The organism is uncultured Thiohalocapsa sp., from assembly GCF_913062725.1.
Lineage (GTDB): Bacteria > Pseudomonadota > Gammaproteobacteria > Chromatiales > Chromatiaceae > Thiohalocapsa.
The window spans coordinates 1-26,255 of record NZ_CAJXWY010000038.1 but is presented as its reverse complement, the minus strand read 5'-3'; the positions used below and the strand labels follow the sequence as shown (position 1 = coordinate 26,255).

General features: G+C 69.0%; 16 protein-coding genes. 15 read left to right on the top strand and 1 reads right to left on the bottom strand.

What is annotated here, in order from left to right; all coding sequences use genetic code 11:
* The first annotated feature begins 32 nt into the window (after positions 1-32).
* The 4 genes from menD (at position 33) to QZ588_RS11630 (ending at position 7,728) form a co-directional block, all read left to right on the top strand.
* Positions 33-1,766, top strand: coding sequence for a 2-succinyl-5-enolpyruvyl-6-hydroxy-3-cyclohexene-1-carboxylic-acid synthase (gene menD / locus QZ588_RS11645; protein WP_295542901.1), 1,734 nt, complete (start codon positions 33-35; stop codon positions 1,764-1,766).
* 196 nt (positions 1,767-1,962) lie between these two features.
* Complete coding sequence (locus QZ588_RS11640) at positions 1,963-2,748, top strand: hypothetical protein (RefSeq protein WP_295542899.1); 786 nt, start codon at positions 1,963-1,965, stop codon at positions 2,746-2,748.
* 163 nt (positions 2,749-2,911) lie between these two features.
* Positions 2,912-4,933: a sodium-translocating pyrophosphatase gene (locus QZ588_RS11635; protein ID WP_295542897.1), complete on the top strand. Its 2,022-nt coding sequence runs from the start codon at positions 2,912-2,914 to the stop codon at positions 4,931-4,933.
* Positions 4,934-5,163: 230 nt separating this feature from the next.
* A complete protein-coding gene (locus tag QZ588_RS11630) occupies positions 5,164-7,728 on the top strand; it encodes a type IA DNA topoisomerase (protein ID WP_295542895.1) in 2,565 nt (854 codons plus the stop codon).
* A 205-nt stretch (positions 7,729-7,933) separates the two neighbouring features.
* Here QZ588_RS11630 and QZ588_RS11625 read toward each other — a convergent pair whose 3' ends face one another.
* Positions 7,934-9,892 (bottom strand): SLC13 family permease, encoded by a 1,959-nt coding sequence (locus QZ588_RS11625; RefSeq protein WP_295542893.1) that lies wholly within the window; start codon positions 9,890-9,892, stop codon positions 7,934-7,936.
* A 415-nt stretch (positions 9,893-10,307) separates the two neighbouring features.
* Between QZ588_RS11625 and QZ588_RS11620 the strand changes: the two genes are divergently transcribed.
* The 11 genes from QZ588_RS11620 to pufC form a co-directional block, all read left to right on the top strand.
* Positions 10,308-10,724, top strand: a complete 417-nt coding sequence (locus QZ588_RS11620) for a globin domain-containing protein (RefSeq protein ID WP_295542891.1) — start codon at positions 10,308-10,310, stop codon at positions 10,722-10,724.
* Positions 10,725-11,045: 321 nt separating this feature from the next.
* On the top strand, positions 11,046-11,357 hold the full coding sequence (locus tag QZ588_RS11615; protein ID WP_295542889.1) for a FeoA family protein: 312 nt from the start codon (positions 11,046-11,048) through the stop codon (positions 11,355-11,357).
* A gap of 107 nt (positions 11,358-11,464) precedes the next feature.
* Positions 11,465-13,879 (top strand): Fe(2+) transporter permease subunit FeoB, encoded by a 2,415-nt coding sequence (gene feoB / locus QZ588_RS11610; RefSeq protein ID WP_295542887.1) that lies wholly within the window; start codon positions 11,465-11,467, stop codon positions 13,877-13,879.
* A gap of 521 nt (positions 13,880-14,400) precedes the next feature.
* A complete protein-coding gene (ileS, locus tag QZ588_RS11605; protein ID WP_295542885.1) occupies positions 14,401-17,262 on the top strand; it encodes an isoleucine--tRNA ligase in 2,862 nt (953 codons plus the stop codon).
* 1,194 nt (positions 17,263-18,456) lie between these two features.
* Positions 18,457-19,470 carry a metallophosphoesterase gene (locus QZ588_RS11600; protein WP_295542883.1) on the top strand — a complete coding sequence of 338 codons (1,014 nt, stop codon included), beginning with the start codon at positions 18,457-18,459 and terminating at the stop codon, positions 19,468-19,470.
* A gap of 169 nt (positions 19,471-19,639) precedes the next feature.
* Positions 19,640-20,170 (top strand): hypothetical protein, encoded by a 531-nt coding sequence (locus QZ588_RS11595; RefSeq protein WP_295542881.1) that lies wholly within the window; start codon positions 19,640-19,642, stop codon positions 20,168-20,170.
* Between the two features lie 112 nt (positions 20,171-20,282).
* On the top strand, positions 20,283-20,816 hold the full coding sequence (locus QZ588_RS11590) for a DUF1566 domain-containing protein (protein ID WP_295542880.1): 534 nt from the start codon (positions 20,283-20,285) through the stop codon (positions 20,814-20,816).
* Entirely contained in the window at positions 20,813-21,292 is a 480-nt protein-coding gene (locus QZ588_RS11585) for a thiosulfate oxidation carrier protein SoxY (protein ID WP_295542878.1), read from the top strand. Before QZ588_RS11590 ends, QZ588_RS11585 begins: the two co-directional genes overlap by 4 nt.
* Positions 21,293-21,312: 20 nt before the next feature.
* On the top strand, positions 21,313-21,630 hold the full coding sequence (soxZ, locus tag QZ588_RS11580; RefSeq protein WP_295542877.1) for a thiosulfate oxidation carrier complex protein SoxZ: 318 nt from the start codon (positions 21,313-21,315) through the stop codon (positions 21,628-21,630).
* A gap of 152 nt (positions 21,631-21,782) precedes the next feature.
* Positions 21,783-22,109 carry a high-potential iron-sulfur protein gene (locus QZ588_RS11575; protein ID WP_295542876.1) on the top strand — a complete coding sequence of 109 codons (327 nt, stop codon included), beginning with the start codon at positions 21,783-21,785 and terminating at the stop codon, positions 22,107-22,109.
* A 361-nt stretch (positions 22,110-22,470) separates the two neighbouring features.
* On the top strand, positions 22,471-26,255 hold a 3,785-nt coding region (gene pufC, locus QZ588_RS11570; protein WP_295542874.1), incomplete at its 3' end, for a photosynthetic reaction center cytochrome PufC.

Below are 26,255 nucleotides of genomic sequence, written 5' to 3'. Positions count from 1 at the left end.
CATGTTCGCCCGCCAACCCGCCGTCTGCCGCCATGCCCGCGCCTGACACGGCCTGTCTCAACCTGCGTTGGGCGTCGGCGCTGCTGGCGGGCCTCGGCGCCGGCGGCGTGCGCACCCTGGTGCTTTCGCCGGGCTCGCGCTCCACGCCCGTCGTCATCGCCGGCCAGCGCGCACCGGATTTCGAGCTCATCCCCATCCTCGACGAGCGTAGCGCGGCTTTTTTCGCGCTGGGGGCGGCGCGTGTCGCCCAGCGGCCGGTGGCCCTGCTCGCCACCTCCGGCTCGGCCCCGGCGCACTGGTATCCCGCCGTGGTCGAGGCCAGCGAGTCGGGCGTGCCGCTGGTGCTGCTCAGCGCCGACCGCCCGCCGACGCTGCGCGGCTTCGGCGCCAATCAGACCATCGATCAGACCCGGCTCTTCGGCACCTTTACCCGCGAGGCCCATGATCCGGGCCCGCCGCGGGCCGGCGTCGCCGCGCTGGCCGCCATCGCCGCCCTCGGGCGCCGCGCCACCGCCGTCGCCGCGGGCCCACGACCGGGACCGGTGCAGATCAATCTGCCCTTCGATGAGCCGCTGGTGCCGACGGCCGATTGCGCAGACCACCTGCCCGCGGCGGTGACGACGTCCGCGGCGCCGCAGGGCTGGCCCGATCCAGCGGCACTCAACGCCAGCCTGGCGCCGCTGACCGCGCCGCCCGGGCGCGGCTTGGTGGTGGTGGGTCCCGGGCTGTTCCGGGCCGACTTCGCCGCCGCGCTGCGGGATGCGGCGCGACGGCTCGCGCTGCCGGTGCTGGCAGACCCGCTGTCCGGGCTGCGCTTCGGCGCCGCCGCCGACACCGTCATCAGCCATTACGACACCCTGCTGCGCAACACCGACGCCGCCCGTGCGCTGCGCCCGGACTGGGTCTTGCGCATCGGCGGCGCACCGGTGTCGAAGGTGCTCGGCCAGTGGCTCGCCGGTCTGCCGGCCCTGCTGGTGGACCCCGCCGGGGGATGGCGGGACCCGGAGCATTGCGTGCTGCGGCGCCTGGTCGCCGAGCCCGCCGCCGTGTGTGCGGCGCTCACGCCGGGCACAGCGCCTGATCCCGACTGGGCCGCCCGTTGGCGGCGGGCGGACGCCTGTATCGGCGGGCTCATGCAAGCGCAGCTCGATGCCTCACCGTGGTGCGAGGCCCACCTGGTGCGCGCCCTGATGCGGCGTATCCCCGCCGGCGAGGCCCTGCTCGGCGCCAACTCACTGCCCATCCGCCAGTTGGATACCTGGTCCGGCACCCGCACGGCGCCGCTGCGGCTGCACGGCAACCGCGGGGCCAGCGGTATCGACGGTCAACTGTCCACCCTCGCCGGGCTCAATCACGCGGCAATCGGGGATGCGTGCTCGCCCTGCTGGGCGCTGCTCGGCGACCTCTCCGCCGTGCACGATCTCAGCGGCTGGCTGCTGACGGCGCACCTGCGCCGGCCGGTGGTGGTCATCAACAACGGCGGCGGACGCATCTTCGATTATCTGCCCCAGCGCGGGCTGCCGGAGCTCGCCCGGCTCTGGCGCACGCCGGTGGCGCCGGATTTCGCGCGCCTGGCGGCGACCTTCGGCCTCGTCCATCGCCGCATCACCGGCGCCGAGCAGTTCGAGGCGGCGCTGGACGCCGCCGGCACCGGCGAGGCGATGGCGCCGGCGTGCCGGCCGCTGCTGGAAGTGAGCATCGACGCCGATGCATCGCGCGACTTCCATCGCCGCTGCTGGGACGCAGCGGCGGCGGCAACCCTCTGAACACCGCCGCCAGCCGATGCCCGAGCCCGCGTAGCACGTCGTGGGCCAATGCTGTCAATTGGTGCAGACGGGGTTTCACACCCGCTGCAACACTGCATAATATCGGGGTTTACCGCAGTACCCGCGGGGTCGCCGCTGGGGCGAGTGCTCCGCTGCGCCCGGCGCCACGGTCAAAGCCAACCTGAGGGAGTTGAGCATGCAATACGACAGTCACCTGTACCAGATTCTGGCGCCGAACCCGGCGTTGGTGGCCTCGCAGTTGGAGCCGGAGGCGTTCGCCAAGCACTACACATCGGGCTCCGTGCGCTACTACGCCGGCAAGGTGGTGTTCGCGGAAATCGATCTGAGCTACCGCCACCCCTATTTCAAAATCGACGAGGCGCTGGCTGCGCTCAAGCCGCACGACGACGGTCGCCCCAAGGCGACCAAGTTCATCTCCACCTACCGGATCCTGGAGCACATCGATCTCAACGCCATTTCGCGCGTCATCCTGGGCACCCCCGAGGGTTATGTGCTGGAGTTGCAGTCCGCCCCCTACGACAAGACCCACGAAGAGGGTTTCCTCAGGATCTACGCCGAGATCGCACCGCTGCGCATGCTGGTGATGTCGCGGCTGGACTTTCCGGCTTTCGGCAAATACGTCACCGAACCGGGCTTTCCAAAAGGGGCCCCCAAGCAGTTCTACACCCAGATCGAGCTGGACATCGCGCATTTCCTGCGGGAGTTCGAAGAGCGCCCGACCATGCATCCGCCGATTCCCGGCTTGCACCCATCCAACCTGCGGGCGGCGATCATGGAACTGCGCGAGAACCCGGGCAAGGATACCAAGGGGCTGCGGCTGGACAGCGGCTTCGACAACATCCCCTACAAGCTCATTCGCCACGGCTTCATGTTCGCCTCGCAGGACACGACCCGCTTCTTTCCGATGCCTGCCCCCGCAGAGATCGAAGCCACCAACTATCACTTCTGGCGCGCCATGTGACGGCAACCATGCCGGCCCTCGGCGCAACGGCCGGTCGCACCGCGGCGGGCTCGTGTGCCGTCAATGGCCTTCCAGCTCGCATCCCAGCGGCGGCTAACCACCGCCGCCCGGCCTTCCCACAGACAACAACACTGATTCGAGCCACACGGGGAGTTATCCACTCATGAGCCTGAATGCGCTTATTCCTCTGTTTTTCGGGGTCATCGGTCTGGCGACGGCCTATGTCGTCTATCAAACCGTCAAGGCATATCCCAAAGGCGAGGCGAAGGTTGCCGCCATCGGTGATGCCATCCACCTCGGCGCCATGGTGTTCATGCGCCGGGAATACACCATGCTCGGCCTCTTCGCCGCCGTGCTGCTGGTGGTGCTGTACATCTTCCTCGGCTGGAAGACGGCACTCGCCTTTCTCATCGGCGCCGTGGCCTCGGCCCTGGCGGGCTTCATCGGCATGAGCACGGCGACCCAGGCCAATGTGCGCACCACGGTGGCGGCGCACACCAAGGGACCGGCGGAGGCACTGACCGTCGCCTTCTTCGGCGGCTCCATCATGGGCCTGGCGGTGGCCTCCCTAGGGCTGCTCGGCCTGGGCACCCTGTACCTGCTGTTCGGCGGCGACCCGGAAACGGCCCACGCCATCCACGGCTTCGGCATGGGCGCCTCCAGCGTGGCGCTGTTCTCCCGCGTCGGCGGCGGCATCTACACCAAGAGCGCCGATGTCGGCGCCGATCTGGTGGGCAAGGTGGAAGCCGGCATCCCCGAGGACGACCCCCGCAATCCGGGTGTCATCGCCGACAACGTCGGGGACAACGTCGGCGATGTCGCCGGCATGGGCTCGGACATCTTCGAGTCCTACTGCGGCGCCATCATCGCCACCATTGCCATCGCCTCCACCCTCGCCGCGGACATCATGGACCCGCTGGGCGAGCGCCAGGCGCTGATGTTCCTGCCCCTGGGCCTGGCCTCCGCGGGTCTGCTCTGCTCCATCGCCGGTATCTGGCTGGTGCGGCGCTTCTCCAGCCAAGCCCCGGAACGGGCACTGCGCATCGGCACCATCGGCGCGAGTGCGCTCTTCATGCTCGTCGCCTTCGTGGTCATTATCGCCACCGGCGTCACCAGCGCCGTCTGGGGTGCGGTGCTCATCGGCGCGCTCGGCGGCATCGTCATCGGCCTGGTCACCGAGTACTACACCTCGGCCAAGCCGGTGCGGCACATCGCCATGGCCGGTGAGACCGGCGCCGCCACCGTCATCATCACAGGCTTTGCGGTGGGCATGCGCTCGGTCATCATCCCGCTGCTCACCATCAGCGTCATCATCTTCGTCTCCAACGCGCTCGCGGGTCTCTATGGCGTTGGCATCGCCGCCGTCGGCATGCTCGCCACCGTCGGCATCACCATGGCCATCGACGCCTACGGGCCGGTGGCGGACAACGCCGGCGGCATCGCCGAGATGGCCGGTCTCGGCGTGGAGACCCGGCGTATCACCGACTCCCTCGACGAGCTCGGCAACACCACCGCCGCCATCGGCAAGGGCTTCGCCATCGGCGCGGCGGCGCTGGCGGCGCTGGCCATCATCACCGCCTACATCGAGAGCGTGGCGCTGCACGTGCCGGACTTCGAACTGCTGCTGAGCGATCCGCTGGTGATCATCGGCATGTTCATCGGCGGCATCCTGCCCTTCGCCATCGCCTCCATCACCATGACCGCGGTGGGGGACGCCGCCTTTGCCATGATCAATGAGATCCGCCGCCAGTTCCGCGAGATCAAGGGCCTGCTGGATGGCGAGGCGGAGCCGGACACGGCCCGCTGCGTGGATATCGCCACCACCGCGGCGCTGAAGAAAATGGTCCTGCCGGGGGTCATCGCCATCGCCGCACCCTGGGTGGTGGGCTTCGGCCTGGGTCCCGCCGCCCTCGGCGGTATGCTCGGCGGCGCACTGCTCGGCTGCGTGCTGCTGGCGCTGACCATGGCCAATGCCGGCGGCGCCTGGGACAACGCCAAGAAATACGTCGAGCAGGGCAACCACGGCGGCAAGGGCTCGGACACCCACAAGGCCACGGTGGTCGGCGACACCGTCGGCGATCCCTTCAAGGACACCTCCGGGCCGTCCATGAACATCCTCATCAATGTCATGGCCATCGTCAGCCTGGTCATCGCGCCCCTGTTGGGCAACAGCTTGCTGGGCTGATTCAGCCCCTTCATGGCCCGGGGTCGCCGGCTTGCGGGCGGCCCCGGGTCGCAGACGGACGACACGCCCCCGCGCCGCGCGGCGCAACCAGCGCATCCAACGACGCGCCAAGCCGGGTTCTGGTCATCAGGGCGCGCCATCGGCACGACGCCTCGCACAGCCATGCCAAGCCCGACCGCCGCCGTGGACCCGCCGCAACGTCTTCGCACGATGTCGGCTAAGCTCCCGGCATGACCACCGTCGTCGTTGCCGAAAAGCCGAGCGTCGCCCGCGACATCGCCGCGGTGCTGGGTGCCTCCAGTCGCGCCGAGGGCTGCCTGCGCGGCCGGGGCTGGTGCGTCACCTGGGCCCTCGGTCACCTGGTGCACTTCGCCGAGCCGGACGACTATGGCGCGGATTGGGCCGGGCGTTGGTCGTCGGACCAGCTGCCGATGATCCCGGAGCGCTGGCGGCTGCGCACCGACAAAAAGACCAGCGCGCAGTTCAAGATCGTCAAGGCGCTGCTCACGGCCGCGGACACCGAGCGCGTGGTCTGTGCCACGGATGCCGGGCGCGAGGGCGAGCTGATCTTCCGCCTCATCGTCGAGCACGCCCGCAGCCGCAAGCCCATCGAGCGGCTCTGGATCTCCAGCCTGACGCCGGAGGCCATCCGCGCCGGCTTCGATTCCCTGCGCCCCGCCGAGGATTACGCGCCGCTGGCCGCCGCCGCCCGTGCCAGGGCGCAGGCGGACTGGCTGGTGGGCATGAACCTGACCCGTGCCTACACCGTGCACAACCGGGTGCTGTGTACCATCGGCCGGGTGCAGACGCCGGCGCTGGCGATGATCGTCGCCCGGGATACGGCCATCGCCAACTTCACCAAGGCCTATTTCTACGAGCTGGTGGCGCGCCTGGCGGAGGGCTTCGAGGCCAAGTACAGCAAGGACGGCGAGACCCGCATCGAGCGCAAAGAGCACGCCGAGCGGCTGCAACGGCAGATCAGCGCCGCCATCGAGCCGCACCGCACCGGCACCGTCACCGCCGTCGACAAGAAGGTCCGCCACAACCGCCCGCCGCCGCTCTACGACCTCACCACGCTGCAGCGCGACGCCAACCGCCGCTTCGGCTTCACCGCCGCCCGGGTGCTGGAGCTGGCGCAGACCCTGTACGAGACCCACAAGCTCATCAGCTATCCGCGCACCGAGAGCCGCCACATCGGCGAGGACATGGTGGCGCAGCTGCCGGGGATTCTGGAGCAGACGGACCATCCGCTGGCCGCCGAGGCCCGTGCCCGCCTGGACGCCGGCCACCGCCTCGGCAAGGCTTATGTGGACAAGACCAAGCTCACCGACCACCACGCCATCCTGCCCACCGCCCGGCGCCCGCCGGCCAACCTGCCGGAGCCGCTGCGCAGGATCTACGACCTGGTGGCGGCGCGCTTCGTCGCCGTCTTCCTGCCGGATCAGCGCGTGGAGGAGACCCGGGTGACCCTCGACATCGGCGCCGAGACCTTCATCGCCAAGGGCTCCCGGGAGCTGGAGCCGGGCTGGAAGCGGGTGGAGCCGCGGCGGCGGGCCGCTGTCGAGCAGGCGAGTGGGACCGGTGACGCGGGGGAGGCGGGCACCGGCGGCAAGCACGCCCGGGCCGACGCCGCCGCGTCGGAGCACCGCCCCCTGCCGCCGCTGGCGCAGGGCCAAACGGTGCATGTGGACGCACTCGACGTGGTGGAGCGCGAGACCAAGCCGCCGCGGCCCTTCGACGACGCGACCCTGCTCAATGCCATGAAGCACGCGGGCCGAGAGATCGACGACGACGCCCTGGCGGCGGCGATGAAGTCGTCGGGGCTCGGCACCCCCGCCACCCGCGCCGAGATCATCGAAAAGCTGCTGCGCACCGGCTACATCGAGCGCCAGCGCAAGCAACTGCGCGCCACCGACAAGGGCAAGGCGCTCATCGCGCTGGTGGCCGAGCCGCTGCGCAGCGTCGAGCTCACCGCCGCCTGGGAGCAGCGCCTCAAGGACATCGAGCAGGGCGCCGCCGACGCCGACGCCTTCTACCGCGACATCTGCGGGCAGGTGCGGGCGCTGATCCCGCAGGTGGCCAGCGGTCCGGCGATGACGGCGGAGCAGGTGGCCGCGGCACGGGCCGCAGCGCCGCAGCGCGGCGGGGGCGCAGGGCGCGGCGGCAAGCGTGGCGGCGGTCGCGTCGGCGCACAACGCGGCACAGGCCGCAGCCGCTCCGGCGGTGCCCGAGGCCCGGCGGCCGGCGATGCCGGCGAGCCCAAGTCCGCCAACCTCGGCACCTGCCCCGTCTGCAAGGAGGGCGAGATCATCGAGAACACCAAGGCCTACGGCTGCGCACGGTGGCGCGACGGTTGCGGCTTCACCATCTGGAAGACCGTCGCCGGCCACAGGCTCTCGCTGGCGGAGATCCGCCAACTGATCGAGCGGCGCCACACGGCGCAGGTCGACGACTTCAGATCCAAGGCCGGCAAGACCTTTGCCGCCCGGCTGCGGCTCGACGACGCCGGCAAGGTGCGCCTGGACTTCGACGCGCCGGCGCCGAGCGACGACGAGCCCCGCGGCCGCGACGAGGTCGATCCGCCGGACGCGGACGCGCACGCGCCGCCGAATGCCGAGTCACTGCGACGCAACCCGCTCACCTGCCCCCGATGCGGCCGGGGCCGCATCATCGAGGGCCGCCACGCCTTCGGCTGCAACCGCTGGCGCGAGGGCTGCGACTATCGGGTGCCGAAAGAGAGCGACGGCCGCAGACTCACCGACGCCGAGCTGAGGACTCTGGTCGCGCACCAATAACAAGGTCGACCCGTCACACCCGGATTCTCAGTGTCGGCGGGCGGGGTGGCGGCGGGCGGGGGTCTCGACCGCAGGGATGCGGTCGTGAAGCCTACAGGGACGTATTCACGGCGTCCCCCGCCCGCCGCCACCCCGCCCGCCGACGCCTGCGCCGGACATTGATGTCCGCCGGGCATACCTCAGGCGCTGATCCCGTTGTTGGGTGTTAGAAGACCAGGTTCAGCATCAGCAGCGAGACGGCCAGGAACAGCACCGTCATGATCCCGCCGGCCTTCATGTAATCCGGCACCCGATAGCCGCCGGGGCCCATGATGAGCGCATTGACCTGGTGGGTGGGGATGAGGAAGGAGTTGGAGGTGGCGATGGCCACCGTGAGCGCGAAGACGGCCGGATTGGCGCCGGCACCCAGGGCCATGTTCACCGCCAGCGGCACCAGCAGCACGGTGGCGCCGACGTTGGACATCACCAGCGTGAAAAAGGTCGCCAGCACCGCCAGCGCCGCCTGGATGACCCAGATGGGCACATCGCCGAGGGCCGCCAGGGTCTGGTCGGCGATCCAGGCCGCAGTGCCCGTGCCTTCCACGGCCATGCCGAGGGGGATCAGCGAGGCGAGCAGGAAGACCGTCTTCCAGCTCACCGCCTCGTAGGCCTCATCGATGGAGAGCACGCCCGTGAGGATCATACCGACGGCGCCGGTGAGCAGGGCCACGGAGAGCATCAGGTCCGTAAACAGCACCAGGCTCAGGGTGATGGCGAAGAACAGCAGCGCCATGGGCACTTTGTGCGGGCGCAGCTCCTCGTGCGGATACTCGGTGGTGACGACGACGAAGTCCCGGTCCTGCTCCAGGCGCGCGAGATCCGTCCAGGTGGTATGCACCACCAGGGTATCGCCGGGCTTGAACGGCATGTCGCGCACGCCGCCCTTGTCGAAGGTCAGGGTGTCGTCGCCACGGTGAATGACCAGCACGGACAGGCCGTAGACCTTGCGCATCCACATATCCCGGGCGGACTTGCCGATGAGGCTGGAGCCGGGCGGGATGACGATCTCCGCAATGCCGGCCTTGGTGGCCGAGAGGGCCTCGGCGAAGACCTCGGCCTCCGGCTTCACCTCGACGCCGGTGTCGGCGACGAAGGCATCGAACTGCGCCTGCCCGCCGAGCAGCCCCAGGAAGGTGCCCGCCTCGATCCCCAGGCTGCGGTCCACACCCGCCGAGCCCAGGCGCACGCCGTCGCCCTTCTCCACCGCCGCCACCCGCACGTGCCAGCGCCGCTCCATCTCGTCGACGCTGGTGCCCACCAGTGGGCTCTCGCCGGGCACGCGGACTTCGCGCACGTTGAAGTCGCTGAAGCCGTAGGTTTCGCCGTAGTACTGACTCGGATCGCTGGCCTGGATCAGCTCCGTGCCCCGCGACGGCAGCACCAGGCGCCCGAACACCACGAAGTAGACGATGCCCGCCCCCAGCAGCGCCAGCCCGATGGGCGTGACGTCGAACAGCTGAAAGGTGGGCATGGGCGCGACGCCCGCCGGCAGTGCCTCGTTGGAGGTGCGAATCAGGTCGTTCAGCAGGATGAGGGGACTCGAGCCCACCATGGTGATGGTGCCGCCGAGGATGGCGCAGAAGCCCATGGGCATCAGCAGCCGGCTCATGGGCAGGCGGGTGCGCGCGGAGATGCGGCTCACCACCGGCAGGAAGAGCGCCGCCGCGCCGACGTTCTGCATGAACGATGAGATCACGCCGACGGTGCCGGAGATGAGCGGGATGATGCGCGCCTCGGTACTGCCGCCGACGCGCATGATGAAGCGCGCCACCTGCGACATGATGCCGGTCTTGTCCAGGCCGGCGCCGATGATCATTACCGCAATGATGGAGATGACCGCATTGGACGCGAAGCCGTCGAACAGGCTCTGCACCGGCACCAGGCCGGCGTCCAGACCCATCAGCGGCGCCAACAGCGTCGTCAGCCCCAGCACGACCATGACCGTGACGGCGGCGACGTCCACACCCACCACCTCGAAGGCGAAGAGGTAGATCGTCAAAGTCAGGATGGCCACCACCCACGCCATCTCCACCGAGGGCACCTGCCCTGCCATCCAGATCGCGAACAGCGCAAAAACGGCGGCGGCGACATCCTGTACCGTCAGGTGCCGGAAGAGTATGGACATGGACTGACCTCGTTCGTCGTACTGCAGGCTGATGGACGCGCGGGCAGCGGGCGTGGCGCACGCCGGCGCGTCCGCGCGCGCCGGCGGCCCACGCCCGGGCTCGGCTTCGGCCGCGCTCGGGCACAAGCCTGCGCCGGGCCCCGTGGCGGCGCCACCGCCGCCTGCCCGAAAGCGCGGCAGTTTAACTGAAGCCGCCGCTGATGATCCGTCGCCCGCGGGCGACTGCCCGAGCGAAGTGCGCGCTTGCGCGCCGTGCCAGGCCCACGCGATGGCGCGACGACGAGCGCCCGGCGTTGAACCCTCGCAGGCCCTCGCCTAGTATCCAGCCAAGGGCCGGGGCGGCCAGCCGCAGCCACAGCAGGCGGTGGCACATCGCGCCGGAGCCCGCTCGTCACCAAACACTGGTACGCACGCGATGAATCCGCAAACCGCCGCGCTGGTGCGCGATTCCTGGGCTGAGATCACCCCCATACGCAAGCAGGTCTGCGCTGACTTCTACCAGCGCCTGTTCGCCTGCCACCCGGAGCTGCGCCCGCTGTTCAAGGGCGACATCGACCGGCAGACGGCGCTCTTCGTCACCATGCTCAACACCGTCGTCAGCGCGCTGGACAACCCCGAGCCGGTGGTGCCGCTCATCAAGACCGTCGGCGCCCGCCATGCGGATTACGGCGTCGGCGATGCGGACTATCACAAGTTCGCCGCCGTGCTGCTGGACAGCTTCGCCGCTGCCCTGGGGGAGCGCTTCACCCCGCAAGTGCGCAGCGCCTGGGCGCAGGTCTATGCCGAGGTCTCCGCCACCATGCGCCAGGGCGCCGAAGAAGCGGTGCACTAGCACTCGGGGCGCTCGGCGGCCGTGCGCACGGCGCCCAGGCTGATCCGCCCAGCCCGATCCGCCCAGGCCGATCCGCCCAGCCGATTGCCCGGGCCGTCACCGCATGCAACGAGGGGCGAGCGGACCCGCTCGGCAGGCCGACACCCCGGCGCCGAACAGCAGCCCGCGTAACAGCCGGTGTCCGGATGCGCGCTGCACAGCCCGCGCCGCCGGCACTTGTGTTGACGCAGCGCAGCATTTGCATCGTTGCCGGCGACGGCGCTCGCGCTGCGTATTAAGATGACTAAGAAGCGTTCGTATTCGATTTCGGAGCCCACCGCCATGCAGCAGCCCGTCTCCCCCACCATCAACAGCGTACTGCGCCCGGACGCGGTGGACCTTGGCCGCCTGCCACCGGGGGTCACCGCCAGGCTCGAAGCCATCCAGGGCGGCCGGCACCTGCAGCGCAAACTGAGCGCGCTCGGACTGCGTGTGGGCAGCGAGCTGCGCGTGGAGCACCGCCGCGGACGCGGTCTCGTCGTGGCCGCCGGCGCCAGCCGCGTGGCGCTGGGCAGCGGCATCGTCGACAAGCTGGTGGTGGTCCCGCTGCCGCCGGCGCCCGAGCGCGGCCATGCGGCGCCGCCCGCCGGCTGACGGCGGTCGCGCCGAGCCCCGATTCCCGGCCCCGCTTGCCGTCGGACACCCCCGTCAGGCGCCGCGCGAGCCAGACCTGAGATCGCAAGCCCCGGAGGCCTCCCACCATGCCGGCACGCCCCGCAGCTTCTGACCTCCGCAACGGAGCACCCCGGCGCCCGCTCACCTTCGCCCTCGCCGGTAATCCCAACTGCGGCAAATCCGCGCTGTTCAACGCCCTCACCGGCATCCGCCAGACCACCGGCAACTGGCCCGGCGTCACCGTGGAGCGCCGCGAGGGCCGGGCCGAGCTGGACGGCCGCCCGGTGCGGGTGGTGGACCTGCCGGGCATCTACTCCCTGGACGCGGGCTCGCTGGACGAGCGTGTCACCCGAGACTACCTGCTCTCCCGGCAGGCGGATCTGATCGTCAACGTGCTCGACGCCACCAACCTGGAGCGCCACCTCTACTTCACGGTCCAGCTGCTGGAGATGGGCGTGCCGGTGGTGGTGGCGCTCAACATGATGGACGTGGCCAGCAAGCGCGGCATCGCCATCGACACCGCAATGCTCAGCGAGCGCCTGGGCTGCCCGGTGGTACCGGTGGTGGCCGTGTCCAAACGGGGCATCACGGAGCTGAGCGCCCGCGCGCTCGCGGTGGTGGACGGGCGCGAGCGGGCTGGCTTCCCCCTCGGGCACGAGGACGTCGTCGACCAGGCCGTGGGCGCGCTCGCAACGGGCTACACGGCCACCGGAGCCGACGGCAACGCCCGCTGGCTCGGGCTCAAACTGCTGGAGGAAGACGACGCCGCCCGCGCGCTGGCCGATGACCGCCTGCTGGCGCAGGCCGCGCACTGGCGCAGCGCCATCGCCGAGCGCACCGGCGAGGACGCCGACGCCTATATCGCCGAGACCCGCTTCGGCCACGCCCATGCGCTGGCGCAAGGCGCCCTGCGCCAGCACGGCGGCGCGGGCCGCAACCTGTCGGACGCCATCGATCGGGTAGTGCTGAGCCGGCTCTGGGGCATCCCGCTGTTCCTCGCGGTGATGTATCTGATGTTCGTCTTCACCATCAATGTCGGCGGCGCCTTCATCGATTTCTTCGACGGCGCCGCCCGGGCGTTCTTCGTCGACGGGCTGGGCGCCGTGCTCACCAGCCTGGGCGCCCCGCGGGTGCTGCGACTGGTGCTCGCCGACGGCATCGGCGGCGGCCTGACGGTGGTGGCAACCTTCATTCCCATCATCGCGAGTCTGTATATCTTTCTGTCGGCGCTGGAGGACTCGGGCTACATGGCCCGCGCCGCCTTCGTGATGGATCGCGCCATGCGCGCCATCGGCCTGCCCGGCAAGGCCTTCGTGCCACTCATCGTCGGCTTCGGCTGCAATGTGCCGGCGGTCATGGCCACCCGCACCCTGGAGCGCGAGCGTGAGCGCAAGCTCACCATCCTGATGAATCCCTTCATGTCATGCGGCGCGCGGCTGCCGGTGTACGTGCTGTTCGCGGCCGCCTTCTTCCCGCACCAGGGCCAGAACGTCGTCTTCGCGCTCTACCTCACGGGCATCGGCGTGGCCCTGCTGACCGGCCTGGTGATGAAGCGCACCCTGCTGTCGGGCACCAGCACCGGCTTCATGATGGAACTGCCGCCCTATCACCGGCCCACCCTGCGCGGCGTGCTGCTGCGCAGCTGGGACCGGGTCAAGCTGTTCCTGCGCGACGCCGGCCGGGTCATCGTCGTCATGGTGCTGGCGCTGAACCTGCTGGGCTCCATCGGCACCGACGGCAGCATCGGCGAGACCGACAGCGACGCGTCCATTCTCGCCGCCGCCAGCCGCACGGCGACGCCGTTGTTCGCACCCATGGGGATCGAACAGGACAACTGGCCGGCGGTGCTCGGCATCTTCTCCGGCGTGCTGGCCAAGGAGGTCATCGTCGGCACCCTGGACGCCATGTACGGGCGCATCGCGGCGGACGAACGGGCCGCGGACCTGCGTGCGGCGGGCGCGGCGCCGGCCGACGGCGCGGCGCCGGCAGCGGCTGATCGCTACGACCTTGGCGCGGCCCTGGCCGCCGCTGCGGCCACGGTGCCCGCCAACCTCGCCGACGTGGCCCGCGGCCTGACCGACCCCCTCGGGCTCGGCGTCGGCGACCTCAGCGACCGCGCCGGCGTCGGCGCCGAGCAGGGCGGGCAGGCGGGCACCTTCGGCGCCATGGAGGCCCGTTTCGACGGGCGCGCCGGCGCCTTCGCGTACCTGCTGTTCGTGCTGCTGTACTTCCCCTGCGTGGCCACGGTGGCGGCCATCGTGCGCGAGACCGGCGCCGCCTGGGCCACCTTCGTCGCCGCCTGGACCACCGGGATCGCCTTCATCACCGCCACGGCGTTCTACCAGGCTGCGACCTTCTCGCGGGACCCGATCGCGGCGTCCTTGTGGCTCGGCGGCATGTTCGCGGTGCTGGTGGCGGTCTTCATCGGGCTGCGCATCTGGGCGCGGCGTGGTGGGGATGCCGGGGGCGGCGCGGCGGCGGAGGCGGAGGCGGCGGGGTGAGGCCGGCTGTCTCGGCCGCGGGATGCAGTTTCACGCACCGCAGCAAGGGGGTCGAGACTCAGCCTTCACAGAGATTTTCCAGCCCATGAGCGATGGCAACGGACTTGTCCGTCCGGCACAGTGTCCGCACCCGCGCGGGCCACAGGGATTGCGACACTCTGGGATCATCAGACTGGCTCCGGTAAGCTTGGTCGAGGCGTCGACGTGTATTGATCCACTCCCCGCGCGCGCTGCAAGCATGCATATGCCGGGGCCGTCCGACCTCCTGCGTACTGTGGGCACTGAAGGCCTGCCTCGCGCGCAGGTACGGCCGGCGGTCGACGTCGCCAGGGCCGGCTTCTCGCGGCTTCGGTGATGCTCCAACCGGGGGAGCACAGACGTGGTTGCGGTTGCTGATGACGATCGGTTGCGTCAGCGCCGCGGCCTTGTCTGTTATCGTTAGATGTTTTCCCGGCGCGCGTCGCCGGCACCCTGTCCCCGGGGCCGATCCGAGCCTCGGCGGCCCCGCAGGAAGTATCGCCGTGACCGACTACAAACACACCCTGAACCTGCCGAAGACCGGCTTCCCGATGAAGGCCAACCTGGCCCAGCGAGAACCGGAAATGCTCAAGCGTTGGGAGGCGGACGATGTCTACGGCCAGGTGCGCGCCGCCCGCGCCGGCGCCGGGCGCTTCGTGCTGCACGACGGCCCGCCCTACGCCAACGGCGAGATCCACATCGGTCACGCCGTCAATAAGGTGCTGAAGGACATCATCGTCAAGGCGCGCACCCTCGACGGCCTGGACGCGCCCTATGTGCCGGGCTGGGACTGCCACGGCCTGCCCATCGAGCTGCAGGTGGAGCGCAAAAAGGGCAAGCCCGGACAGAAGATCAGCGCGACCCAGTTCCGCCACGCCTGCCGCGACTACGCCGCCCGGCAGGTGGACGGCCAGCGCACCGACTTCAAGCGCCTGGGCGTGCTCGGCGCCTGGGATCACCCGTATCTCACCATGGATTACCGCTTCGAGGCGGATATCGTGCGCGCGCTCGCGCGCATCTTTGAGCGCGGCCACATCCACCAGGGCAGCAAGCCGGTGCACTGGTGCATCGACTGCGGCTCGGCGCTCGCCGAGGCCGAGGTGGAGTACGCCGACAAGACCTCCATGGCCATCGACGTGCGCTTCCAGGTGCTGGACGAGGAGGCACTGTTCGCCCGCTGCCACTCGGTGCCGGACGGACAGGGCGAGGGGCCCCTGTCCGTGGTCATCTGGACCACCACGCCCTGGACCTTGCCCGCCAACCAGGCGGTGGCGCTGAACCCGGAGCTGGAATACGCCCTGGTGCAGACCGACGGCCAGGGCCCGACGGAGCACGGCCGCGAGCGGCTCCTGGTGGCCGAAGGCCTGCTGCGCGACACCATGGACCGCTGGGGCATCGAGCACTACCGCGTCATCGCCTATGGGCGCGGCGACGCCTTCGAGGGACTCAAGCTCCAGCACCCCTTCTACGACCGGGAGGTGCCCATCATCCTGGGCGAGCACGTGACACTGGAGGCCGGCACGGGGGCCGTGCACACGGCGCCCGGCCATGGCCTGGATGACTACATCGTCGGCGGCCGCTATCACCTCGCCGTCGACAACCCGGTGGGCGGCGACGGGCGGTTCCTGCCGGACACGCCGCTGTTCGCCGGCGAGTCGGTCTGGGACGCCAACGAGCAGGTGGTGGAGACGCTCAAGGCCCGCGGCGCCCTGCTGCTCGGCGCCCGCTTCCGGCATAGCTATCCGCACTGCTGGCGGCACAAGACGCCCATCATCTTCCGCGCCACGGCCCAGTGGTTCATCGGCATGGACCAGCAGGGCCTGCGCGCGGCCGCGCTGGCGGCGATCGCCGGGGTGCGCTGGATGCCGGACTGGGGCCAGTCGCGCATCGACGCCATGGTGCGCAACCGCCCGGACTGGTGCATCTCGCGTCAGCGCACCTGGGGCGTGCCCATCCCGCTTCTCGTGCACAAGCACACCGGCGCGCCGCACCCGCGCAGCCACGCGCTGATGGAGGCCGTCGCCGAGCGCATGGAGCACAAAGGCGTGGACGCCTGGTTCGAGCTGCACCCGGCGGATCTGCTGGGCGAGGCGGAGGGCGCCGAGTACGACAAGGTCCAGGACACCCTCGATGTCTGGTTCGATTCCGGTGTCACCCACGCCTGCGTGCTGGAGCGCAACGACGCCGACGGCGGCTGGCCCGGCCTCGCGGCGCCGGCGGACCTGTATCTGGAAGGCTCGGACCAACACCGCGGCTGGTTCCAGTCGAGCCTGCTCACCTCGGTGGCCATGTACGCGCGCGCGCCCTACGCGCAAGTGCTGACCCACGGCTTCACCGTGGATCAGCAGGGGCGCAAGATGTCCAAGTCGTTGGGCAACGTCGTGCGTCCCCAGGACGTGATGAAGACCTTGGGGGCGGACATCATTCGCCTGTGGGTGGCCGCCACGGACTATCGCGCCGAGATGGCCGTCTCCGATGAGATCCTCAAGCGCACCGCCGACGCCTATCGGCGCATCCGCAACACCGCGCGCTTCCTGCTGGCCAACCTGCACGGCTTCGACCCGGCGACGGATCTCGTCGCAGCGGCGGACATGATTGCGCTGGACCGCTGGGCCGTGGACCGCGCCCACCAGCTCCAGCAGCAGGTCATGGCGGCCTATCAGGACTACCAGTTCCACCAGATCTACCACCGCCTGCACAACTTCTGCGTGTTGGACATGGGCGGCTTCTACCTGGACGTGATCAAAGACCGGCAGTACACCACGCCGGCCAACAGCCGCGCGCGGCGCTCCTGCCAGACGGCCATGTACCACATCATCGAGGCCATGAGCCGCTGGCTGGCGCCCATCCTGAGCTTCACCGCCGACGAGATCTGGCAGCACATCCCCGGTGCGCGCGATGCCCACGTCTTCACCGCCACCTGGTACGAGGGCCTGTGTGCGCTGGATGCGCAAGATCCCTACGACCGCGCGCTCTGGGCCCAGGTGCTCGCCGCGCGCACCGCCGTCGGCAAGCAGCTGGAGACGGCGCGCAAGGCGGGTCTCATCGGTGCCGCGCTGGACGCCGAGGTGGACCTCTACTGCGCGCCTGAGATTGCGCAGGCACTGGCACGGCTCGGCGATGAGCTGCGCTTCGTGCTGATTACCTCCGAGGCGCGGGTGCACCCCCTCGAGGCGCGCCCGCAGAGCGCCGCCGACACCGACGTCGACGGCCTGGCGGTGGCGGTGAGTGCGAGCGAGCATCCCAAGTGCGTGCGCTGCTGGCACCACCGGGCGGACGTGGGCGCTGACGCCGTGCACCCCGAGCTGTGCGGGCGCTGCGTCGACAACGTGACCGGCGACGGCGAGCAGCGCCGGTTCGCCTGATTGGCGCTGTGGCGGTTGCCGTGGGTCGGCCGGCGGCCAGCGGGCGGACGCCGTGAATACATCGCCACAGGCTTCACGACAGCATTCCTGCTGTCACGTCCCCCGCCAGCCGCTCACCAACCCCTTTGGCGTACCACATGTGGTCACCGCAGGCTGAGCGGCGGCTTGCATACTGCTTGCGCCGGGCCGGGTGGCCGGCGTGGAATGGCGTGCCGACGTCACCGCTGATGTCGCGGCGGCGTCTCTGCCGTGGAGAGATCCCTGCGGGCCGTCGCCCGACTCGCTGGCGTTTGCCCGGATCATTGCGTGCGCCGGGCAGACAAGCCCGCCGTTGACACCCGTCGGCCATGCCGTCGCCGTCGGCGCCTGATTGCGACCATCCATCGGGAGGAGCAGCGCTGTGCGTGCGCTCGTGCGGCATGCTGCGCGTCTGATCCGTCCACTGCTCAGGCTACCGTTCGTCGGATGACGGGGGACGCCTCATTTCATTAAAGCAGCATATTAGATTCTGGTGTATTACCAGCCATTGTTATGGTTTATCAGGATGCCTGATACAACATTCCCGCATCACTCCATCGCTTCTGCGTAGCCGTCCGCGCCTTTGCCGAAGACCCACCCGGCACGAGCCTGAAAGCAAATTAGAAGATACTTAATTAATGGATTTACTGGATAGACAACAGTGATCATTTCGATAGGAAAAAATGCATGGGTCTCGCTTGACTCTCCATGTGGCGGATATATTCTCTCGGCCTACTCGCTTGGACAAATACTGACAATGACACGGATCAATGAGCCGTTTTCCCAGGCAACGGCCAGTAACCACGGTCTCACACAGCATGATCCGATGGACGTCGCAGAGTAGACAAAACCTGTTCAAGCCGCCCATGGAGGTTCAGGGCGCGGTGTTGGGGGATGCCGCCGGTCGGCCTACCGCCCCGCTGACACCCCGGCCTGTCATCTACCGGGCCGATGGACGCAACAACCGTCCAGCGCCGAGTAGGATGCGACGGTTCCAATGAACGCTCGCCACGACTCATGGCCGAGTGGCCTGGAACCGACAGCAACGACCTGAGACTGTGCCAACTCGCACGGTTGACGCCAATGCGCCGCACTGAGGCAGTACCCGCGGCGGTCCCGCAAAACGGCAGCGCCCTGCGCATGCCCATCAGCCAAACCAAAGGTGGAGTGAAGCCAATGTCCGAAGTGAATAAGAGCAGGCGCGACTTCCTCGCGTTCAGCGGCAAAGCCGGCGTGGCCACGCTGGTCGCACAGGCCGCGGGTATCAATCTCGGCATCGTTGATGTGGTCAAAGCGGAGGCCGGCGGCAAAGTCGATCCCTTCCGCTTCGCGATCATTAGCGACGCACACCTCTACAGCATGGATAACCATAAGTTTGACCAGCAGTTGATCGACGCGGTCAACAAGGTCAACAGCATGAATCCTAAGCCCGACTTCGTGCTGTTCGGTGGCGACGTTGCCCAGAACGGCACCGAAGACCAACTGGTGAAGGGTGCTGAAATTCTGGCCAAGCTCGAAATGCCCATGAAGATCATCCCGGGCGAGCACGACTGGTATCTCGACATGGGCGAGGCCTGGCGCGGTCTGTTCGGTGACGAAACCTGGTCGTTCAACCATAAAGGTGTGCATTTCATCGGCCTCAACTCCATCCTCGTGGAGGACTTCTGGACTCCCGCCGGTCTCTCGCCGAAGGAGCGTATGACCGTCATGGAGATGCTGGAGAGCCCGATCCCCGGCCCCTGGGGCGTCCACGAGAAGCAGCTGGAGTGGCTCGCGAAAGACGTGAAGGACCTCCCACCCAGCACGCCGATCGTCGTCTTCACCCACTCACCGCTGTGGGATTACTACCCGCGCTGGAATTTCCAGACCTCAGACGCCCCTGAGATTCGCGAGATCCTGTCGAAGTTCGACAATGTCATGTCCTATCACGGTCATGTCCACCAGACGCTCTACAACCGCATCGGCAACATGTCGTCGGTCGCGGCCATGAGCACCTCCTGGCCCTGGCCTTATCCGCCGGTGGAGCTCGCCTACCCGGAGACGCGCATGAACCGCGCTGACCCGTCCATCGCCACCGACGGTCAGGGCGTCCAGCTCATCAACCTCAGCGAGAACTTCGAGGGCCTGGTGGAGTACAAGCCGTTCGAGGACTCCCTGACGCCGTTCATGCAGGACGGCTTCAAGGTCTAAGCCGCACACGTCGTCTGAAGCCGGCGGCGCCCCGTCGCCGCCGGCACAGCCCTGGCGACGCCGTGTGCAGCAATGCCAACGGACATACGCCTGGCACGAGGTCGCCGATGCAGCGTATCCATGCAGCCTACGGCGCCCAGTCCTATCGAACCTGGAGGAGTCACTCTCTATGAAAACACGCATCGCCATCCGTCGCGCCCTGGGGATTGGCGGCATCGCCGTCGCTACCGTCGTTGCAGGCACCGTCTTTGCCCGCGCGCCCTTCACCGAAGCAGAGCTGCAGCAGCAGATGGACACCCTCTACGGTGTCATTCAGACGGGCTACGATCTCTGGCATGGCAGCGAGCCGAGCATGACCAGCAATGGACTCGCCTGCGCCAACTGCCACCCAGACACCGCCGCCTCCAACCCACAGACCTTCCCCAAGTACCAGACCATGTACGGCAAGGTCGTGCCCTGGCAGGAGATGGTGAACTGGTGCATCGAAAACCCGCAGCTCGGTGAGCGGCTCAGTCCGGAATCTGACCAGATGACGGCCATGAAGGCCTATGCCATGTACCTGCACCGCGGCTTGCCCATCGAGCCGGGTCTCGCCTCGGAGCAGACCGCGGCCGTGCCGGTGGCCTTTGGCACGGGCTTCAAGCGCGAGCCCACTGGCCTCGGCGTCGACACCCGCGAGTACACGCCAGAGCGTCGCTGAGCGCAGATCCACAGGCTCCCCGCGGGGAGCTCGAACCGCCGGTGGCCGGGGCAACACCCCGACCTGCCGGCATCCTCTGCCCCCCATGAAAGGCGCCGCTCCGATCGATGCCATGCGTATTCCCCTACTGACGGTGTTGCTGAGCACGCTGACGGCCGCACTGTCTCCGGCCCTCGCCGAGCAACGCTGTGACACGAGTCAACGCCCGCTGTCGGCCCCGACAGAGCGCTTCACCGACAACGGTGACGGTACCGTGACCGACCAATCGTCCGGACTCATGTGGATGCGTTGCGCCCTCGGCCAGGATTGGCAAGACGGCACCTGCAATGGCACGGCCCAGACGTATGCCTGGCCCGACACACAGGACGCGGTCGAGGCCATCAATGCCAGCGGCGAGCAGTTCTTCAGTGACTGGCGCGTGCCCGGTCTCCGCGATCTGGCCATGATCATCGAGCGGGGATGCGTGAGCCCGCGCATCAACCTGACGGTGTTTCCCGGTACACCGACGGATTTCTTCTGGACCAGCACCGCACGCGCCGACGATGCTGACCAGCGCATGTACGCACTGAGCTTCGGACCCGAGGGGGTCGAGCCCCACGCGCCAGACCTCGCTCACTATCTGCGGCTGGTGCGTACCGCACAATGACCCGGGCCGCCACCACCAATTTACAACCGCCGCGCCGGCGGGACCGTCGCACCTTCGTTCAGGCTGCGGCCGGGCTCGCACTCGCCGGCGTCGGCTTTGATCGACTGCACGCCAACGGGCTGACGCGGCAAACAGTAACCACGGCCCTGGCAGCCATCGGCGCTGCCACCCGCACGGGAGCCGTTGCAGCACCCGATGCGGTGACATTGACGCTGCCCGATTTCATCGAGGATGGCGCCTCCGTGCCGGTGACGGTCACCAGCACATTGCCGGATATCGAAGACATCTACGTGCTCGCGGACATGAATCCTGCGCCCATCGCCACCCACTGCCGTCTCGGCCGTGGCGTAGCGCCACGGTTGTCGGTGCGCATCAAGCTCGCCGGCAGCGGCCGCGTCTATGGCGCCGTCAGGACCGCCGGCGGGCTCTACTGGACCGCCGCCGACGCCGAGGTCACCGTCGGCGGCTGTGGCTGACGCCACGCACGATCGACCACATGAGCACGAGCGACGACATCCGGATCCGCAGCAGACGCCATGCCGACGGCGTCGACGTGCTCGTGCTGATGCTGCACCCGATGGAATCGGGCCTGCGCACGGACGACCAGGGTCGGCGGGTGCCGGCCCACTACATCATCGATGCGACGATTACGGTCGATGCTCGAGTGGTGCTGGAGGCGCAGCTCGGCATCGCCGTCGCGAGGGACCCCCTGCTGCAGTTCCGTCTGGACAATGCGCCGGCGGGAGGAACCATCCGCGTCGTCTGGCGCGACAACCGCGGCGTAACACAAGCAGCGACAGCAGTTCTCGCCTGAGCCCGACCATCGCGCAACGCGTCGTCGGTCCCGGGCGCCAAACGGGTGCGCCGCCACCGTGGCGGCACATCCGACCAACCGCCAGCAATGTCTGATGCTCAACCAATGACAACGCTGCATCCAACGACAAGCCAAAGCGAGGAGCTATAGCCATGAACCCCATCGACCGCCGCAAGTTCCTGATGCAGGCCGCCGCCGGCGCCTCAGCACTGACCCTGGCCCGCTTCGTGGGCGCCGAGGAGGCCAAGCCGGACCTGGATCCCAACGACGCCTACGCCAAGGCCATGGGCTTCGTGGTCAACACCGCCGATGCCGACTCGGCGAAGTTCCCCAACCACACCACGGATCAGGCCTGTTCCAAGTGCCAGTTGTTCCAGGGCGCCGACGGCGCTGAGAAGGGCCCCTGCTCCTTCTTTGGCGGCCGTCAGGTGCCGGCCACCGGCTGGTGCCGCAACTTCAAGCCGAAAGCCGCGGCTTGATCGACAAACGCGCCCGGGCCGCCCCGCTCGGGCGCGTCGCGTCAGCTGCCCTCACCCATGCTCAGCAACCGACACCCGGCGACAACCTGACGTGAGATGCGGCACCCAGCGCCGCCCCACCGATCATCGCCGCGACGACGAGCGCATCACAGGTTGGCACCCGTCATTCTGTCATGCAGTGATTGACATCTGTCAATGTCAGGATACGCTGACACCTGGGGCGTAGGCGGGCGCCCAACGGCCATACCGAAACACAACCCGCCGAACACGCGTCACCCGGCGCGAATGACCATCGGAGGCTTCCCCAATGCGGCGTCCTGCAGGCCCGACTGCCCGTTCAGCATTCCTCAACGAATTTCCCGTGGTGACCGCCAGCCGCGCGGCACCCAGCCCCGGCAGATGGCGGCGCCGCGGCATCGCCCACCGCCTGCTCCTTGCCAGCCTCGCCTGCGGCATGGTGCTGCTGACCAGCTGTAAGCAGCCCACCGAGAGCGTGCAATGGGGTTACCGCGGCAACTCCATGATCCAGGTCTACAACCCGGCCAACGTCGCTGCCCTCGAGGACATCAACGCGATTCCCGAGCCCGAGCCCAGCGATCCCTACGATCCAACCTTCCCGATGGCCAGTGAGATACACGAGAACGTGCAGGTCCTCACCGACCTCAACGCACTCGAGCTCGCGCGTCTGATGAATGCCATGACCACCTGGATCGCGCCGGAGGAGGGCTGTGCCTACTGCCACAACCCGCAGAACCTGGCCGAAGACAGCAAGTACACCAAGCTCGTCGCGCGGCAGATGCTGAAAATGACCCGCGACATCAACGCCAACTGGCAAACGCATGTGGCCGACACCGGCGTCACCTGCTGGACCTGTCATCGCGGCCAACCGGTGCCCTCCGAGATCTGGTTCGAGCACCCTGAGCCGACGCAGCCCTCCGCAGGCATCAGCGGCTGGAAAGGCGACCAAAACCTGGCCGGCGTGTCCAACAATGGCTACTCCTCGCTGCCGTTCGACCCGCTGAGCGCATTCCTGAGCGACGACAACGACATTCGCGTGCAGGGCACGAAGGCATTGCCCCATGGCAACCGCCAGTCCAACAAGCAGGCGGAATACACCTATTCGCTCATGATGTACATGTCGCGGTCGTTGGGTGTGAACTGCACCTACTGCCACCAGACCCGCGCCATGGGACGCTGGGAAGAGAGCACGCCCCAGCGCGTCACCGCCTGGCACGGCATCCGCATGGTGCGCGACATCAACAGCGAGCACCTCGGTCCCATCGCCTCGCTGTTTCCGCCACACCGACTCGGCGACACCGGCGATGGCCCCAAGGCCGCCTGCGCCACCTGCCACAAGGGCACCTACAAGCCGCTCTACGGCGAAACCATGCTCGACGACTACCCATCGTTGAGTGGTGTGCTGCCCGGGCGCCTGTCGCCCGACCCCACCGCCGGCGGCACCATCGACGTCGCCTGGGCCCCTGAGGACACCGGCCCCGCATCCATGGAAGAGCGCCAGGCATTCGTCGCCATGCTCACGGCGGCCGCCGAAGCAGAAGCGGCCACCGAAGCAGAAGCGGCCACCGCTGCGGCGGCGCCGACGACGGAGGCGCCGCCAGCCGAGACGGCTGCCGCAACCGATGCCACCGAGCCGACAGTCGCCGCCGACGGCGCGCCCGCCGCTGCACCCACCACCGCACCACGCGCTGGCACCGTCGTCGCAGCACTGGAGCATCTGGCTCAGCCGAGCCGCGACACCACGGCCGAGACCACAGCACTGCCGAAGTGGCAGGGTTTGTGGCGCTGGTGGCAACCGCCCGCGGGCCTGAGCGTCGAGGAGGCCAAACAACGCGGCAAAGCCACCGATATCGACACCACCCTGGGGGTGGATCGCGCCCTGGCCTCGGTCTTTGCCGGGGCGGCCACACCCAGTGCCGCCGGGGACGCTGGTGCTGCCGACAGATGGCAGGGCTGGCGGCGGCTGCTGCCCGGCCGCGAACAGCCGGACGGCGGCCCCGCGGCGGACGCCCTGGCGCTGGAGGCGATGTCCGTCGCCGAGATCCAGACCCTGCTCGCCGACCTGAGCACCAGGCTCGAGAGCCTGCGTGTGGAGCTCGACGCCACCGAGTCCCGGGCTCAGACCCTGGAGGTGAGGGCCCCCGCGGACATGGCACCGAGACCATCGGCCGCGCCCACCCCGGCACCGGCTGCAGCCCCGGCGGAGGCACCAGCGCAGGACACCGGCGATACGCCTGCCACCGACGGGCCCACGGCAACCGCGGCCGCCGAGGTCGGTGGCGAAGCAGCCGCCGGCGATGAGGCCGCCGAGGCCGCCGGCACCGAAGCCACGGCTGAGACCGCGCTCGCGGCGGCACCCGCCGCCGAGGCAGAGCAAGAGACGACTGCCGCTACCGAGACGCAGCCACAGGCGTCGGCGGCCACGGCCGCAGCCGACGGCGCCGCCGTGCCGGCGCAGACCACCGCCGTGGCGGCGCGCAGCGACGAGCTGGAAGCCCACGCCGAGGCCCTCGCCGCCGAGGTGGAGACACTCCGAGCCGAACTCGCAAGCAAATCCCGGGCCCTGGCCGATGCCGAAACCACCGCCGACGCCCTCGCCGAGGCGGAGGCACAGATCGTTGCCATGCAGGCGCGACTCGATCAGGAAACGTCGGCGCTCGAGCAGCAGTTACAGGTGGTCCGCGAGCAGCGTGACGCCGTGGCCGTGGCACTGCGTGATGAGCATGCCGATGCCATGGATGCCGCTGCGGACCGCCTCACGGCCATGCAAGCGCGTATCGATCAGCAGCGCACGGCGCTGGATCAGCAGCTCGACGTGGTACGCCAGCAGCGTGATGCTGCGCGCGCCGAGGCGGCGAGACGTGTGGCCGAAGCCGAGCACGCCGCTGCCCTCGCCGCCGCCGAACGGCAGATCAACGCCATCGAGGCGCGCCTGAGCCAGCAGACCCACGCCCTGGGTGAGCAGCTGGAAGTGGTGCGCGGCCAGCGCGACGAGGCGGTGGCCATGAGCCTTGGCCAGGTGTCCGCCGATGAGCACCACGAGGCCCTCGACGCCGCCGAGCGCCAGCTCTCTGCCATGGGCGCCCGCCTCGACCAGCAGACTGAAGCCCTGCGCCAGCAGCTGGACGTCGTCCGTGACCAGCGCGACGCGCTGGCGGCGCGCCTCGCCGGCAGCGTGCCAGTACACGAGCACTACGATGCGCTGGACGCGGTGGAGGGTCAGCTGACGGCCATGGGTGCCCGTCTGCAACAGCAGACCGAGGCCCTGCATCAGCAGCTGGCAGTGGTGCGCTCCCAGCGCGACGCAGCGTCGCTGGCGGCGGCGCAGGCCACCGCACAGGCGGCGCAGGCCAGCGCGCAGGCGCAGGCCGCAGGCGGCACGGACGTCGCCGCAGAGCCGACGGTGGTCATGGGTATCCCCGAGGATGACTACTACGCCGCACTCGACGCCGCCGAGACACAGCTCGCCGCCATGGGGGCGCGTCTGCACCAGCAGACCCAGGCCCTGCACCAGCAGCTGGCAGTGGTCCGGGCCCAGCGCAACACCGCCGAAGACGAGCTGGTCTCGCGCGTGCCCGCGGATGCGTACTACGACGCCCTCGACGCCGCCGAGCATGACCTGACTGCCATGGATGCCCGTCTGGCGCAGCAGACGCAGGCCCTGCAGCAACAGCTGGAGGTCGTCCGGGCCCAGCGTGACACCGCCAAGGCGCAGCTCGCCGCGCATATCCCGGCGGATACCCATTACGATGCCCTCGACGCCGCCGATCGCGACCTCGTCGCCATGGGTGCCCGCCTGGCGCAACGTACCGAGGCGCTGCAGCAACAGTTGGCGGTGGTGCGCGAGCAACGAGACATTGCCAAGGAACAGCTCGCCACGCGCATCCCGGCGGATGAGCATCACGACCTCGTCGACGCCGCCGAGCGCGATCTCACCGCCATGGGTGCGCGCCTCGATCAGCAGACCCGGGCCCTGCAGCAGCAGCTGGACGTGGTGCGCGCGCAGCGTGACAGCGTCGAGGAACAGCTCGCCGCACGCATCCCGGCGGACGAGCATCACGACCTCGTCGACGCCGCCGAGCGCGATCTCACCGCCATGGGTGCGCGCCTCGATCAGCAGACCCGGGC